At 69.8% G+C, this 14583-nt stretch carries 14 protein-coding genes; 9 read left to right on the forward strand and 5 right to left on the reverse strand.

Annotated features, from left to right (window positions below):
* Nucleotides 1–121 precede the first annotated feature (121 nt).
* The 3 genes from ACGFZF_RS06850 to ACGFZF_RS06860 all read left to right on the forward strand — a co-directional run bounded on the left by ACGFZF_RS06850 (nt 122) and on the right by ACGFZF_RS06860 (nt 1950).
* Nucleotides 122–838 carry a B12-binding domain-containing protein gene (locus tag ACGFZF_RS06850; protein ID WP_393551808.1) on the forward strand — a complete coding sequence of 239 codons (717 nt, stop codon included), beginning with the start codon at nt 122–124 and terminating at the stop codon, nt 836–838.
* A gap of 117 nt (nt 839–955) precedes the next feature.
* The gene (locus tag ACGFZF_RS06855; RefSeq protein ID WP_393551539.1) at nt 956–1249 is read left to right on the forward strand and encodes a DUF6479 family protein; all 294 of its coding nucleotides are present in this window, start codon (nt 956–958) and stop codon (nt 1247–1249) included.
* Between the two features lie 212 nt (nt 1250–1461).
* Nucleotides 1462–1950, forward strand: a complete 489-nt coding sequence (locus tag ACGFZF_RS06860) for a TspO/MBR family protein (RefSeq protein WP_393551541.1) — start codon at nt 1462–1464, stop codon at nt 1948–1950.
* Nucleotides 1951–2048: 98 nt separating this feature from the next.
* Here the strand turns inward: ACGFZF_RS06860 and ACGFZF_RS06865 are convergent, their stop codons facing one another.
* Nucleotides 2049–2297, reverse strand: a complete 249-nt coding sequence (locus ACGFZF_RS06865; RefSeq protein ID WP_393551543.1) for a TetR-like C-terminal domain-containing protein — start codon at nt 2295–2297, stop codon at nt 2049–2051.
* Nucleotides 2298–2460: 163 nt separating this feature from the next.
* Here ACGFZF_RS06865 and ACGFZF_RS06870 point away from each other — a divergent pair, with 163 nt between their 5' ends.
* From ACGFZF_RS06870 to ACGFZF_RS06880, 3 genes are all read left to right on the forward strand, one after another.
* Nucleotides 2461–4614, forward strand: coding sequence for a SpoIIE family protein phosphatase (locus tag ACGFZF_RS06870; RefSeq protein WP_393551545.1), 2154 nt, complete (start codon nt 2461–2463; stop codon nt 4612–4614).
* 413 nt (nt 4615–5027) lie between these two features.
* Nucleotides 5028–5945 carry an NADP-dependent oxidoreductase gene (locus tag ACGFZF_RS06875; RefSeq protein WP_393551810.1) on the forward strand — a complete coding sequence of 306 codons (918 nt, stop codon included), beginning with the start codon at nt 5028–5030 and terminating at the stop codon, nt 5943–5945.
* 554 nt (nt 5946–6499) lie between these two features.
* A complete protein-coding gene (locus ACGFZF_RS06880) occupies nt 6500–7261 on the forward strand; it encodes an isocitrate lyase/phosphoenolpyruvate mutase family protein (RefSeq protein WP_393551547.1) in 762 nt (253 codons plus the stop codon).
* Between the two features lie 139 nt (nt 7262–7400).
* Here the strand turns inward: ACGFZF_RS06880 and ACGFZF_RS06885 are convergent, their stop codons facing one another.
* Nucleotides 7401–7997: a hypothetical protein gene (locus ACGFZF_RS06885; protein ID WP_393551549.1), complete on the reverse strand. Its 597-nt coding sequence runs from the start codon at nt 7995–7997 to the stop codon at nt 7401–7403.
* Nucleotides 7998–8407: 410 nt separating this feature from the next.
* Nucleotides 8408–8596 carry a hypothetical protein gene (locus tag ACGFZF_RS06890; RefSeq protein WP_393551551.1) on the reverse strand — a complete coding sequence of 63 codons (189 nt, stop codon included), beginning with the start codon at nt 8594–8596 and terminating at the stop codon, nt 8408–8410.
* A 199-nt stretch (nt 8597–8795) separates the two neighbouring features.
* Between ACGFZF_RS06890 and ACGFZF_RS06895 the strand changes: the two genes are divergently transcribed.
* Together ACGFZF_RS06895 and ACGFZF_RS06900 are read left to right on the forward strand one after the other, a co-directional pair.
* On the forward strand, nt 8796–9440 hold the full coding sequence (locus tag ACGFZF_RS06895; protein ID WP_393551553.1) for an ATP-binding protein: 645 nt from the start codon (nt 8796–8798) through the stop codon (nt 9438–9440).
* Nucleotides 9441–9632: 192 nt separating this feature from the next.
* Complete coding sequence (locus ACGFZF_RS06900) at nt 9633–10124, forward strand: 2'-5' RNA ligase family protein (RefSeq protein WP_393551555.1); 492 nt, start codon at nt 9633–9635, stop codon at nt 10122–10124.
* A gap of 115 nt (nt 10125–10239) precedes the next feature.
* Here the strand turns inward: ACGFZF_RS06900 and ACGFZF_RS06905 are convergent, their stop codons facing one another.
* Nucleotides 10240–11223, reverse strand: coding sequence for a hypothetical protein (locus ACGFZF_RS06905; RefSeq protein ID WP_393551557.1), 984 nt, complete (start codon nt 11221–11223; stop codon nt 10240–10242).
* A 446-nt stretch (nt 11224–11669) separates the two neighbouring features.
* On the opposite strand from ACGFZF_RS06905, the gene ACGFZF_RS06910 reads away from it, so the two are divergent.
* Nucleotides 11670–12350 (forward strand): DsbA family protein, encoded by a 681-nt coding sequence (locus ACGFZF_RS06910; RefSeq protein ID WP_393551559.1) that lies wholly within the window; start codon nt 11670–11672, stop codon nt 12348–12350.
* 17 nt (nt 12351–12367) lie between these two features.
* On the opposite strand, the gene ACGFZF_RS06915 is transcribed toward ACGFZF_RS06910, so the two are convergent.
* Entirely contained in the window at nt 12368–14494 is a 2127-nt protein-coding gene (locus ACGFZF_RS06915; protein WP_393551561.1) for an alpha-galactosidase, read from the reverse strand.
* Between the last annotated feature and the right edge of the window lie 89 nt (nt 14495–14583).

Genomic DNA, 14583 nt, shown 5'->3' on the forward strand with positions numbered 1-14583 from the left:
GACCACATCGGGAGTTCCCCCCGCGGAGGCCGCTCGGGTGGCTCTGTCACGCGCCGGTCGCCCCACTCCCTCTCCCGCCACCACCACGGAACCGACGCGCAGTCCCGGGTCGGGGAACGGAATGCAGCTGGAGCATGTGGAGCATCGACACAGGGGCCTCGCCCGGGCCGCTGTCAGACTGGACAGCCCGACCATCGATCGACTGCTCCGGGAAGCCGTCGCCCGGTACGGTCTCGTACGGACCTGGCAGGAGGCCATGGTCCCGACGCTGCACGCGGCCGGTCGCAAGTGGGAGTCGTCGGGGGACGGCTACGTGGAAGTCGAGCACCTGCTGTCGTGGCACATCTCGACCGTGCTGCGCCAACTCAGCGGCACCGGACCGCCGCCCGTGGTCGGAGTCCCACCCGTTCTGCTCGCGTGCCTTCCCGGCGAGCAGCACGCGCTGCCGTTGGAGGCTCTCACCGCCCACCTCGCCCAGCAGCGCGTGCCGACCCGCATGTTCGGTGCGGCCGTGCCGGCCGATGCCCTCCTTGCCGCTGTGCGACGTGTGGGCCCGGCAGCGGTCGTGCTGTGGTCGCAGACCCGGGCCACGGCCGATCACGCCCTCGCGTCGCACGTCGCGCGGACCGCGTTCGGGGTTCCGGGGGCCCGTACGCGTCCACTGGTCCTGCTCGGTGGCCACGGCTGGGCGGGCACCCCGCTCGCTGCGGGCTTGGTGCGGCCCCACGGCCTCGTCGAAGCCGGCGGGGTGCTCCTTCAGCTCTATGACGCGGTGAGCGACACCACGACCGGTGACCTGGGTGGGACCTCGGAGCGCATGGCCGGCCAGGGGAAGTGACGACTGAGGCCGCCGGCCGGCTCGGTGTGCGAGGCCGGCTCCTTCGAGTCGGGAGCGGATTCGCCCGATCGGCGCCTTCTCGGGGCGACCCGCATCCGTCGGCCTTCCGATCGTGAAATGCACGCAAAAGGTACACCGCATCTGCTGGAGGCCCCCGTGCACATCCTGATCGGATTGATCGTCGTAGCCGTCCTGGTCGGTTCCGTCGTCCTCGGAAGCAAGTTGCGCGACCAGGAAGGACCGCCCCCCGACCCCACCACCCACCCGCACCGGCCACCGACCCGCCGGCTTCCCGGTGAGGTGTCCGAGCACCTCCGCCACGTCGAGGTCCCCAAGTCCGACCAAGCGCACCGACTTCGGCCCTACCAACTGTGGACCAGCACCGAGCCGGCCCCTCAGGAAGACGCCTAGTCGGCCTGAGTCCCGGCCCATGCGCTCCGCGCGGTCGCCGTCGGGTCCGGACCGCCGCGCGGATTCCTTCCAGCACTGTCTGCATCCAGCGGCGCCCGGCCATCGGAACGAGTTCGAACGGGTGCCGCGCATGCGGCGGCTCCAAGGCAAGCGGACCGGGCACGAGAGCAAGACGGCGAACTGGAGGCGGGAACATGGAGATGAGTCCGGCATTGACGGAGCAACCCCGGCACAGCGGCAGGCGTCTGCTCGTGCTGGCTGGCTTGCTCGTCGTCTGCTACGCCGTGGCAGGCATCGGCGGATGGGCGTCGGCCGACGCCGGCGACGTCTACGGCAGCCTGAATCGTCCCACATGGGCACCCCCGGGTTGGCTCTTCGGTCCCGTGTGGACGGTGTTGTACGGAACCATCGCCGTCGCGGCGTGGATCGTCCTGCGCAGCCCGGGGTCCGCGCCGCGCGTCGCGATGGCCTGGTGGTCGGCCCAGCTCGCACTGAACCTGGCGTGGACACCGCTGTTCTTCGCCGCCGGGGAATACGGGCTCGCGTTCGCCGACATCTGCCTGCTCCTCGCAGCCGTCGTCGTGACCATCGTCCACTTCTCCCGCACCAGCAGGGGTGCTGCTGTGCTGCTCGTCCCGTACGCCCTCTGGGTCGCCTTCGCCTCCGCACTGAATCTGTCCATCTGGCTGGTGAACACCTGATCAGACGCGCCCCGGCCCCCCGCCGGCCCGCGCGTCAGGTCAACGTCTCCCTCCTGGTGAGGCTCCGCTCACCCTGCGGGCCTGCGGTCGACCGGCGATCAGAGTCCGCGGCTGATCACGGAGAGCGTCACGTCCAGGGCGAGTTGCACCTCCTGATCGGGGAGGTCCCGGAGTGGTCCGTCGATCAGCAGGTGGCTCAACCCGTGTACCGCCGACCAGGCCGCGTACTCGGCGCCAGGTCGTCTGTCGGCCGGCACTGCCGAGGCGTCCACGAGGTCGTCGAGGCACTGGGTCAGGAGCAGGAAGGGGTGCGGGGCGATGCCGCTCCCCTGAAGCTGTCTGACCACACCTTGTGTGCGCCACGGGCACCGCTGGCTTTTCGATGCGTCAGCGGTGACGACGGCCTGCTTCACCGGTCGAGACCCAGCTACCGGCATGGAAGGCGTTTTCCACGCAGGGATTGAGCTGCCCGGGTGGCTCACTCTGGTGGCATGAGTCCCAGTCGAGGAGTTGGATCGGTTCGACGCAGGTTACGGATTCAACGAAGAGGCATTCGTCGTGGCGGATCGGCTCGGTTCACATACCTACTCGGCGGGCGACGAGATGGGTGACGCGCTCTTGGACGTGCTCTTCTCCCGGTCGCACGACGGTCTCCACGTCTTCGACGGTGAACTGCGACTTCTCCAGGTGAACACAGCAGCACGCCTCATGCGCGAGTTCCCCGTCGACCGCATGCTCGGGCGGACACTGCCTGAGATCCTTGGCACCTTCGACATCGCCGATCGCGCCGTCATCGAGCACACTGTGCAGCGGGTGCTGGAATCAGGCAGTCCCGCCTTCGAGCTGCCCATTCGGGTCCGCAGCCGCACCGAGCCCGCGGTCGAGGCTGTCGTCTCAGCCTCTGTGTTCCGACTCCAGCGGCCTGACGGCAAGGTGCTCGGAGTCGCTGGCGCACTGACTGACATCACCGCCCGCACAAGGGCCGAGGCAGGCCTACGGCTGCTGAACGAGGCGGGCACGAGAGTGGGCACCACCCTGGACGTGTTTCGCACCGCCGACGAGTTCTGCGACCTTGCTGTGCCCCGTCTGGCCGACACCGTGACGGTCGATGTCTACGACACCGTCCTACGAGGCCACGCCCCCACACCGAACTCCCGAGAACGAGCGGCAGCCCTGAGACGCGCCGGATTTCGCTCTGCCGCAGGCCCCGAACAGCAGGGTGTCCCCAGGGTGGGTGAGGTCGACACCTATCCGCCCGCCACGCCCTTCCGGGCCGTCTTGGAGACGTTGGCGCCCAAACTGCTCCGCCGACTCACTCCCGATACCTCATGGCTCGACGCGCGTCGTCCGCGCGACGCCCGGATCCTGGCCGCCGGCGCGCACTCCATGCTGCTCGTCCCCATCCGGGCCCGCGGTCTCGTCCTCGGGCTCGCCTGCTTCTACCGGTGGCGCAACCCGATTCCCTTCGACCACGTAGATCTGTCCCTGGCTGAGCAGTTGACCACGCACTCCGCCCTGTGTCTGGACAATGCGCGTCAGTTCGGGCGCGAACGCTCCGCAGCTCGCATCCTCACCGGCCGCCTTGCTCATCACGAGAAACTTCGAACTGAGGCGGTTGACCTCGCGCACGCCTACCTGCCCGCCGGATCTGGCGGCGCCTGGTTCGACATCATCCCGCTGTCCGGCGCCAGGATCGCTCTCGTTGCCGGCGGCCCGTCCGTCGGACAGGGCGGCGCCGACCCGGCGGCCATGGGCGAATTGCGCGCCGCGATCGAAGTCCTCTCCGATCTCGACCTGGCACCCGAGGAGATTCTGGAGCGCGTGCATGACCTCGCCAGCCGCCCGCAATCAGTTCCTGCCGAAACCGCGGGGCGCCCCACGCCGGACCCCGCCCCCTCCAGCTGCCTGTACCTCGTCTACGACCCGATCACCCGTCTCTGCACGGCAGCGAGCGCGGGACACCCAGAACCCGTCCTGATGCACCCGGACGGGACCGTCGAAACGCTCCACGTTGCCGCCGGCCCCCCGCTGGGGCAGGGCATCAGCCACTACCAGGTGATGGAGCGCGTCCTGCCCGCAGGCACCACCCTCCTGGTGTACAACTCCACTCTCCTGGCTGACCTCGACGTTACGGCGCAGTCGCTGCGCGCTCAATTCGCGGCCTCCTACAGCGTCACCGCCCCCGCCTCATCTCCGCAGGCGCTCTGTGACTCCCTGGCCCGCGACCTTGGTCCCGACCGACTGAGCCACGACGCGTTCCTACTCCTGGCTCGCACCCGCACGATCGGCTCGGACCACACCGACGCCTGGACCTTTCCCAACACCCCGTCGGCTGTCTCCCGGGCACGCAAGGCCGCGACAAGGAAATTGGCGCAGTGGGGCATCGAGGCGGACCTCGTCGACAGCACCTCGCTCATCGTCAGCGAATTGGTCACCAATGCCGTCCGGTACTCCCGGGGCGCGATTCAGCTCCGATTGATCTTGGGCGACACCCTCACCTGTGAAGTCACCGACGACAGCAGCACGGCTCCGCATCTGCGCCGGGCTCTCGACACGGACGAGCACGGGAGGGGACTCTTCATCACCGCGCAGCTTGCGCGCCGGTGGGGGGTGAGGGGTGCCCGTCGAGGCAAGACGATCTGGGTCGAACAAGATCTCGGGTGACCCTCTCGACCTGCGCTCGCGGACGGGCTTGTCGGCGGCGAAGCCTGAGGGAGTCAGTTCGGTCAGGGGGTTATGCGGGTTCCCGTGACAGCGGCGCTCTGACCTGATCATGAGGGTGGCAGGGGGGCCATGCGAGGTTCCCCAGGTGGCATCGCGAGGAGACGCCTGAGTGGGCAGGTCGGTGGGGGTGCGGGAGGCCCCACGGGGCACGGTGATGTTCCCGCTGATCAGTGGTCTTGGGTTGTACCTGCAGCGATTGGCAGGAGGCCGACCGTGGAGGCTTCCGTTGGGGAGTGGGTGTCCTCCTCGTCGTGCGAGCGAGTCTCGCGGCATGTCAGAGCTGCATCGTGCTCAGATGGAGCGGTGTAGAGAGTGGCGGCTCACGAAGGAGTGCAGGGATGTCCGAGGACACCATGAGGGCGATGGCGTATGAAACTTACGGAGGCGCCGAAGTGCTCGCTGCGGCTCGGCTGCCGTTGCCGAAAGTCGCTCCTGGCGAGGTGCTCGTCAAGGTCCGTTGCGCTGCGGTCAATCCGGTCGATTGGAAGATCATGGCGGGTGGGCTCGACCCCTTGATGGATGTCGTCTATCCCGTGGTTCCAGGGTGGGATGTCAGCGGCACGATCGAGCGTGTCGGCATCGACGTACCTGAGTTCGAAGTCGGCGACGAGGTGATGGCCTACGCCCGCAAGGACTATGTTCACGGCGGCACCTTCGCAGAGTACGTCAGCGTGCCTGTACGTGCTCTCGCCGCCAAGCCCGCCTCGCTGAACTGGGCGCAGGCTGCCGGGCTTCCGCTGGCTGGCTTGACCGCCTACCAGCTCCTCACACGCCTGGGCACAGGCGTCGGCGACACCGTGCTCGTGCACGGTGCGGCCGGCGGTGTCGGGTCCATCGGCGTCCAAATTGCGCGAGCGCTCGGGGCCCGGGTCATCGGCACTGCTTCCCTACGCAACCACGACCGACTGCGCGGGTTCGGCTGTGAGCCGGTTGAGTATGGGGACGGGCTGACGGCACGCGTCCGGGACTTGGCTCCGGACGGAGTTTCCGTCGTTGCGGACTTCGTGGGCGGAGTTCTTGAGACCACTCTTGCCGTGTTGGCCGAGGGTGGGCGGCATGCTTCCATCGCCGACCACAGTGTGCTGGGCGCGGGCGGTCAGTGGATCTGGGTTCGTCCCGTCGGTGAGGATCTTGCGGCCCTGGGCCAGCTCTCGGATGCCGGCCAACTCACAGTCGACGTCGCTGCGACGTTCCCGCTGGCTGAGCTTGGGGCGGCCTTCGCCCTCAGCCAGGAAGGCCACACTCCGGGGAAGATCGTCATCGAAATCTGACCCTCCGCCGCCGTTCGGGAGCAGGGAGACCGACGCTTCGATCTCCGCGTCGTCGGCCGTGGCTCCGGTGCGCTGTCCGACCGGCGCGAGGGTGGTGCCGAAGGGGGCTCCGTATCCGATCGCGAAGAGCTGCTCGGGGTTGGCTCCGGCGCCGTTGCCGCCCAGTTCTTTCGGCTGTCGCAGATCCAGCGCGAGCTGTCCGCCGGTGGTGCGCCCGCGACCGTTCCTGCCTCCGGTGACGTGGGCCTGTGCCGTGTAGAGCGCCTTGGTCATGGGCCGAGCGGCTCGGCCTCGATTCCGTGGGGGCGGGAGACAGCCCCGTCACCCGGCCACGAGCGGACCCGCTGCTGCTCCTGGCCGCCGCGGCGCGGGCACCGAACGGGTCACGCTCGGCACGGCGGTGTTGCTGCCGTCGGGACTCTTCCGACTCCCGTCCCCCGCTCGCGTTCGGCGGACTGACCGGGCGCATGCGGCACGGGCGGACGGCCGGGGGAGTGCCCGGAGTTCGCACGGCCTCCACGTCGTTTCCGGCGATCCGGGGTAGCGTCCTCGGCATGGACTCTCGCACCACCGTTGAGCGCGCTCAGCGCCTGAAGCAGCTGCACGCCGAGTACAAGCCTCTTGTGCTGCCGACCGTCTGGGACGTCTGGTCCGCGCGGACGGCAGTCGGCGCCGGCTTCCCCGCGTTGACCGTCGGCAGTCATCCGCTCGCCGACTCCCGAGGGGCCGAGGACCACGAGGGGCAGACCTTCGAGGAAGTGCTCGCCGGCGTCAGGCCGATCATCGCGGCGGTCGACGTCCCCGTGTCCGTGGACCTGGAGTCCGGGTACGGGCAGGAGCCCGCGGCTCTCGTCGCCGGACTCACCGAGGTCGGCGGCGTCGGTCTGAACATCGAGGACACCGTCCACTCGGACGGCGGACGCGTGCGGAGCACGAAGGAGCACGCGCACTACATCGCCGGTCTGCGTGCGGCGGCTGACGACGCGGGCATCCCTCTGTGGATCAACGGACGGACCGACCTCTTCATGCACGCGGAGGATGCCTCGGGCGTTCTCGACGAGGCGATCGAGCGACTGCGGGCCATGGAGCAGGCCGGCGCGGACAGCGTCTACCCGGTGAGCATCCAGGACGACGACGACCTCCTCGTGGCGGTGACAGGCGCGGTCGCCATTCCCGTGAACTCCACGGCCCATCCTGTGAAGCACGACCTCGAGCGCTTCCGCCGCCTCGGTGTCGGCCGCATCACGTACGGCCCGCTGCTGCAGTTCGCGATGGCGGACGCGATGAAGGACATGCTCGGGCCGTGGGCGCCTTAGGGGTTCCGCCCCGGGAGGTTGCGGACGCGCTGACGGGTCCGGAGTGGTCCTTGAAGGCCTGCGTCAGGTCGCCGCGGGGTGCGCCCGCAGAACGGTGGCCGTCGGCGGGTGAGGTGGAGGCGGGCCCGAGCCCGCCACCTCATCCGGTGGGTTCGGCGGTGTCGGGGAGGCGAACCTCAAGGACGACTGCGGTGCCGGCCGCGGATCGGTTCTCGTGCATGGTGATCTGCTGATCGGGACGGACATGCGTCCAGTGGGAGGGAGTGAGGGGCACGAGGCGAACCGTGGCCCTACCGCCGGGCTCCAGAGTGGGCGTGTTCTCGACCCAGAGCGCAGCGATGCTGACGGCGTGCTCGCCTGTGGGTGAGAGGTGTCCGATGTCCCACATGGGTCGCAGAACGCCGGCACCGGAGATGGGCGTCGTGCGTCGCCCCTCGGCGGCAGGAAGAAGCGTCAGATCCGCCCGGATCATGCCGTTGCGGATCTCGGAGCAGCGCCAATGGCACCAGGCCGCGCTCCGCTCGAGCCCGAGGTGATCAGCCGCTTCGGCGACTTCCTCCCAGAACGCCAAGGGGAGCGACCTTGCGTCCCCGAGCTCCTCCAGCAGGCCCAGGGCGATCTCCCACTCGTCGCGCACGAGGTGGTCCCAGATGTCCCGCACCGTCAGGTCGTTCTCGGTGGCGGTCTCTTCAGGGACCAGCAGGGAAGCCGATTCGAGCAACTCGGGGACGTCCATGCAGTCATTGTCGACCACCACATGAAGCATGACGCATGAGGTCGGTTGGCGAACCGCACGGCAGAAGCGGGCGGTATTCCGACCGGCGTGCGCTGGGACGGACGACGACCGGCGCCTCGGACCCTGTGGCTCAAGGGCTCGTGGTACGGGCGCACGCAACGGGAACTCCCGGTCTTCCGTTGCCCGATCGCCCGTCTTTGCAGCACCGGGACTGCAGCTGGAGGGACGATACCTGAGCCCCGCCACCACGCCCATCGACGTAGGTGCGAAGACTCGCAACCGTCAGGTACGCAACGCCTGGAGTCCGTCGAGGAGGTGGCGGGAAATGCGGGAGATGCCGTTCCGAGGCTGCGGATGGCCTCGGCCTGGTCGGATCCCGTAGGAGGCCCAGCAGACCCGATCGGTGGATCCTAGGAGTCCATCACCAAGTAGACGCCCGCGACCACTGCCACGACGCAGAGAACGGCTGCGACCAGAGCCGCAATCGCGAGTACGCCCGTGATCCCGGCCATCGCTGCCCAGCCGAATCGTGTGACTCGCTCGGCTCGCTGGACTGCGTCCTCGTACTCGCTGTCGTCGTCCCAGCCGCGGTCGGTCATGGCCCCTCCTCTCGCCCTGCAGTCAGTCCGAAGTGCTGAGGCAGAGGTCAGTCTCCTCCACCCTGTGGCCGCGCCACGAGCGGGCCCTCGTCCCTGGGCGAACCCTTGGAGAGGGGGAGCCGGCCCCTCCTGTCGGTGCGATCACCCCAGGGCGACCACCCGCGAACGCCCTCGAGGCGTTCGCAGGGATACTCGTCAGATGGACGGATCAAGGGCCTCTTGGGTCAACACCACGCATGACTGGGCCGCCCTCGTCGATGCGGGCCATCTCGAACAGATCCGCCAGGGACCGGAGCAGTTCGCTCCGGGCGGGGTAGGACACCTCGTACTCGAAGTCGTGGCGTACGCCGCCGACGAGGCGGCGAGCCGAGGCGGCGGACGGTGCGTGGTCACGCTGCACACCGACGGTTCCGTGTCGGTGCAGGACGACGGGCGGGGCACCGACACGCGCGTCGACGAGCACGGCCGCGCGGTGAAGAAGCCGGTCATGGCCACGAAGGATCTCCGCTTCTTCGATCTCCCGCACGTGGAGGCGCTTCCGGACGGACACGCCCGACGCGGTATGTCCGTCGTCGCGGCGCTCAGCGAGTGGCTGGTTCACACCAACCGACGACTCAGCGGATCCTGGAGTCGGCGTTACGTACGTGGCATCCCGGTGACCGACCTGGAACCCGTCGAGGCCGACGGGAGCACGGGGACCTGCGTCCGCTTCCTCCCGGACGGCACCCTGCGTGTGCCGTGGTCGCCGACCGGTGCTGATCTGGCACGGTGGTCCGAGCACTGGCCCGACCTGACCGTCCACCTCGAAGACGAGCGCGACGCGGTGGAGTCGCCGACAGCATGAAGATCGCCCGACGGTTTTCTCCGGCGCGTGAACCGTCACCGCGGCTGGGCACGCCTGTGGTGTCCGGTGGTGTCTCGTACCGCCCGGCCCGCCGTGACAATCAGGTCGCCGCCGGTCGAGCTGCGCTGATAGACAGGTGCGATGGCGAATGGCGACTCGCAGGAATTTCCGTCAGGTCAGTCGGCATTGATCGTGAGGGTTCCGGAGGCGGAGCCCGCGGTCGGAGCGTGGCGGGAACGGCTCGACCCCTCGGCCCGCGCCGGAGTTCCGGCGCATGTCACCGTGCTCTTCCCGTTCCTCGACGCGAGTCGGATCGGCCCGGGTGTCAGCGGCGAGATCGGGGAGGTGCTCGGTCGCCATCCGTCCTTCGAGGCCCGGTTCGACCACTGCGGCCGGTTTCCCGGGGCGCTGTATCTCGCACCCGAACGGGACACCCACTTCAGGCGCCTCACCGAGGCGATCGTCGAGCGATGGCCGGACCACCCGCCGTTCGGAGGGCAGTTCGACGACATCGTTCCGCACCTGACCGTCGCCCAGGGGCAGGACGAAGCCGTGTGGGAGCAGGTCGAGGCCGACCTGCTCCCCGAACTCCCCATCGTCGCGCGGATCACGAGCGTCGCCTTGCTGGTCCACGACGGAACGCGGTGGCGGCAACGGGCGTCCTTCCCGCTGCGGAAGCCGTGATCGCGGTAGCAGCGACGCGGCCAGAAGGCTCGCGGCACGCGAACTCGTCTCCTCCGGCGGTCGCTTCCTGCGCCCCGGGCGTCGGGCAGCCGGTGGGGACCGGGTCTGCGAGGGTTCAGGTGAGCCGTGTGCTGGCGATTCGGGCGCGGTAGAACCTGCCCTCGTACCCGTAGTAGTCGAGTCCGCGCCGGTAGGTGGGGGCGCCTGCGGCGTCGAAGAACTGGACGTACTCGTTCCACCAGCCTTCCTCTCCCGGGTGCGTGACGTCACGCGCCTGCACCCAGAAGGACTCGCCGTCGGCGGCGCGGGAGAAGGACTTCACCCCGGCGGCCGGCCGGACGGCGGTGAGCGCGAGGTTTCGCTTGTCGACGGTCCAGAGGGCCCCGGCCCCGTTCAACAGCAGGTTGTCGGTGTCGGTGAAGTCCATGTCGAGGCTGTGGCCGTGGAAGACCTCGTTCCAGACGTGCTTCTGGACGAGTTCGAGCCTGGCGCTGCGCAGGGACCCCGTGACGCGGTATTTGGCGAGCGTCCACGAACCCAGGGCGTAGAGGTACGAGCCGTCCCACCACAGGCCGTGCGCGCCTGTGAAAGTGATCTGCTGGACCTGTGCGAGCGTGGCGGGGGCGTCGGCGTCGGTGGGGGCGTAGACGGTCAGGAAGCCGTCGTAGTCCACCTCGGACGACTTCTGCGACGAAGCCGCGACCACGACACCGTGGCTGCGGATGTACTCGACCGCGTGGGGGTTCCCGCCGGGGCTCGCGGACCACAACAGGGCGTCGTCGTCACCGAAGTTGACGATGCCGACCTTGCCGCCGCCCGCGGCGACCAGGCAGACCCAGCCGAAGCGGTCGGTCTCGCGGAAGCGCGCGTCGTTGAGCCGCTCCCAGGCGCTCTGGGCGGGCGCCGCCCAGGACCATCCGAGGTTCTCGGGCCTCCACAGGTTGTTCGCCCGGAACAGCATGATCTTGTTCTTGACCTGCTCCGTCACGAGCACGTCGTAGTTGCCCGCGGCGTGGGCGGGCGTCGCGCCGGCGAGGGCGGCGAGCGGCGCCCCCACGCCGATCGCGGCAGCACTCTTCAGCAGAGTTCGGCGGTTCACGGGTATCCCCCCTGGGACGGCTGTGAGATCGGCCGGTAACCTAACACGCCTGGTGGAGGGGCGGATTGTCATTGACGATCTTTCGCGCGGAGGGGCACCGGTGGAACTCGGGCGAGGTGGCCGAGGCGGCCGTCGAGGAACGCGGACGGCCTGGGCGGCCGACGTGGGCGGCCCGGCACCGTCGTCGACGGCCGGGCTGGCGGAGGCGCTGGAGGCGTGGTGCGGATTGCCGGAGAGTGCGGTGGCGGCAGGCTGATCGGCTGCCCTGCCGACCGACTCGAACCCCGCCGGAAGGGCGTGTGGATCCGGCCCGCTGCTCGTACTGAGCAGGTATCACCACCGGGCTGCCTCAGGCTCGCTCGGTGTTCCGCCTCCGCGTGCCTTCGCGGCAGGCGTCACGACGCGCGTTGGGTACTCTCCCGGTCAACATCATCAGGGGGTCGTACGTGCTGGTCAGACGAAGATTCGCGGGTCTCGTGGTGGCGGGGGTCGTCGGACTGTCCGTGGGCGCCTGCAGGGAGCGGGCGGGGTACGGCAGCCTCCAGGACGTACCGCAGTCGCTGGACGAGGACGGCGTGACCATCGTGGTCGGGAACACGGCCGCGGATGTCACGGTCCGGCTGTACGAGGATCCCCGCTGCCCGTACTGCGCGGAGTTCGAGACCACCGGCGGGGGACCCGAGTTGCGCACGCTGGTGCAGAGGGGGTCGGTACAGGTCCACTACGTCCTCGGGTCCTTCCTCGACGACCGGCTCGGTGGCGAGGGCTCGAAGAAGGCCGTGAACGCCCTGCGTGCCGTGCTGGAGGAGGGCAGGTTCGTCGAATACCACCGAGCCCTCTACGCCCTGCAGCCCCGGGAGTCGGTCGACGGCTTCACCGACTCCTTCCTTGTGGACCGGGCTTCCGCGGCCCTGGGGTGGGAGAGCGAGCGTTTCGCCACGGCTGTCAGGACGATGCGGTACAAGGCGTTCGTCGACGCGTCCGAGCAGGCTCTCGAGAGTTCCGCGGTCTCCGGCACGCCGGCGATGGAAGTCAACGGCAAGCCCCTGCCCGCGCGGGAGAGCGACTCGATCCTCTACGGGAGGCACTTCCTCACCTCCTACATCCGGAAGGTGGCCTCCTCGTAGACGCGAACGGCGCCGCTTCAGGCCCGGTCGGCGCGCAGCCGCACGAGTGTGCTCGCGTAGGGCTCGGACGGCAGGGTGAGGGGAAGCCCGCAGGCCGCCAGGTACGCGCCTGTGCGGCTTTCCCGGTTGCCTTCCGCGGTGAACCGGGCGTCCGGTTCAAGTCCGGGCACCCGGAGGGGGGCCTGCTCGGGGCCGAAGGCGTGGTGGGGGTTCCAGGCGAGGATGAGGGCCTCGCGGCCGTCGGGTCGGACGAAGGCGACGGCGCCCGCGCGACCGACCGCGGGCTTCCGCAGACGGTAGAGGTCTCCGTGCTGGACCAGGTGCCGCACCTCCTTGTAGGTGCGCACCAGTTCGGCCGCCTGGGCCGACTCCTCCGGAGTCCAGCGGGTGAGGTCGGCCCCGATGCCGAGGGCTCCGGCCATCGCCACGTGGAACCGGAAACGCAGGGGGGTTCGGCGTCCGGTCAGCGGGTTGGGGCTGTCGGTCACCCACGACGACATGATGCGGGCCGGCCAGATCTGGCTGAAGCCGTCCTGGATGGCGAGCCGGTCGCAGGGGTCGGTGTTGTCCGAGGGCCAGACCTGGTCCGCGTGGCGCAGCACGGCCGCGTCGACGCGGCCGCCCCCTCCGGCACACGATTCGATGCGCAGGGCGGGGAATCCGTCGCGCAGCCGGTCGAGCACCCGGTGGAAGCCGTCGGCGTGGGCCGCCGGCCGGGATCGTGCCCCCGCGGGGGTGCTGCCGCTCTCGGTGAAGGAGCGGTTGAAATCCCACTTCAGGAAGTCGACCCGGTGCTCGCGGACGATGCGCGAGAGCGTCTCGGTGGCCCACTCGACGACCTCGGGGAGCGAGAAGTCCAGCGTGAGCTGGTTCCGGCGCAGGGTCGGCGGACGATCGGCGGCGTGCGCGCTCCAGCCGGGGTGGGTGGTGGCCAGGAGACCCTGCGGGCTGAACATCTCGGGTTCGACCCACAGACCGAACCGCATTCCCAGGGCGTGCACGTGGTCGGCCAGGGGAGTGAGGCCGCGGGGGAACCTGCCGGGATGAGGGGTCCACTCGCCCAGGCCGCTGCGGTCGTCGTCGCGGGTGCCGAACCAGCCGTCGTCCACCACGAACAGTTCGACGCCGAGGGCGGCTGCTCGGGTGGCGAGCTCCTTCTGATGGGCTTCGGTGACGTCGAAGCCGGTGGCCTCCCAGGAGTTGTAGAGCACGGGCCTGGTCTCCCCCGGGTGGGGGAGGACGTGGTCGCGGACCCAGCGGTGCTGGGCGCGGGACGCCGCGCCGAAGCCTCCCTCGCTCCAGCAGCCGGTGCTGGTCGGTGTCAGGAAGCTCCGGCCGGGGTGCAGGACCCGTTCGACCCCTTCGTGCCCGGCGGCGGCGGTGACGGAGCACCGGCCGGTCGTGGTGTGCAGGGCGGTCATGCGCCAGGTGCCGCTGGTGGCGATCTGGACGGTCCAGGTCTCGCCGTGTTCTTCGCCGGTGCTCGTGTCGTCCAGCATCATCCAGGGCCCCGCGTCGTGTCCCGTGTGACCGCGGCGGCTGGTGAGGGTGAACTCGCCGATGGGCAGCTCCCCGCGCCGCAGCTGGCTCTCGCGGCTCCATCCGCCGTGCACGGAGCTCACCCGGTACGTGTCGCGATGCGGCAGCGTCCACTGGGCGGAGGCCCATCGGCCGAGGGTGATCGGGCCGTCCGCCGCGGTACCGGTGTGCTGGAACAGGGTCCGCCGCTCGATGACGGGGCTGTGTTCCCTGACGGTGTAGTGCAGCTCCCAGGCCAGGGGCCTGATGCTGTCGCGCATGCGGATCACGGCCCGGGAGCTGCCGACGTCGCAGCGGGTCGAGCAGTCCTCCAGGACGGGGGCGAGCAGGTGGTCGCCGTCGGCGAACCGCACGGCGAGGCCGGGTGGTCCGTAGCGTGGGCCGGCTTCGACGGCGAGTTCCTCCGTGCCGTCCCAGGGACCGGCGAAGCTGTCCTGGGGGCCGATGGGGAGGGGAGCGGCGAGGGCTTCGTCGAAGGTGAGCGCCGGCCCCCAGTGCACGAGGCGGAAGCCGCCGCTGAGCGGGTCGAGGCGTACGGCGTAGCTGGAGTCCGCGGCGGTCAGGAGCAGCAGGCCGGTGGCGGGGTCGTATCGGGCCAGGGGCACGCCCGTCTCCTCGGTGGCGTCGGGGCCGTCCCGGGGGCCGGCCGTCGGTCCCCTCGGGCGGCCGGTGCTGCGGGCACCGGCCGCCCGAG

It is taken from the genome of Streptomyces sp. NPDC048338 (assembly GCF_043201055.1).
GTDB lineage: Bacteria > Actinomycetota > Actinomycetes > Streptomycetales > Streptomycetaceae > Streptomyces.

Excerpts from the sequence above, each read along its gene's own strand:
- ACGFZF_RS06850 (WP_393551808.1), top strand. The coding sequence starts at position 122 with ATGCAGCTGGAGCATGTGGAGCATCGACACAGGGGCCTCGCCCGGGCC.
- ACGFZF_RS06855 (WP_393551539.1), top strand. The coding sequence starts at position 956 with ATGCACGCAAAAGGTACACCGCATCTGCTGGAGGCCCCCGTGCACATC.
- ACGFZF_RS06875 (WP_393551810.1), top strand. The coding sequence starts at position 5,028 with ATGAGGGCGATGGCGTATGAAACTTACGGAGGCGCCGAAGTGCTCGCT.
- ACGFZF_RS06880 (WP_393551547.1), top strand. The coding sequence starts at position 6,500 with ATGGACTCTCGCACCACCGTTGAGCGCGCTCAGCGCCTGAAGCAGCTG.
- ACGFZF_RS06885 (WP_393551549.1), bottom strand. The coding sequence starts at position 7,997 with ATGGACGTCCCCGAGTTGCTCGAATCGGCTTCCCTGCTGGTCCCTGAA.
- ACGFZF_RS06890 (WP_393551551.1), bottom strand. The coding sequence starts at position 8,596 with ATGACCGACCGCGGCTGGGACGACGACAGCGAGTACGAGGACGCAGTC.
- ACGFZF_RS06895 (WP_393551553.1), top strand. The coding sequence starts at position 8,796 with ATGGACGGATCAAGGGCCTCTTGGGTCAACACCACGCATGACTGGGCC.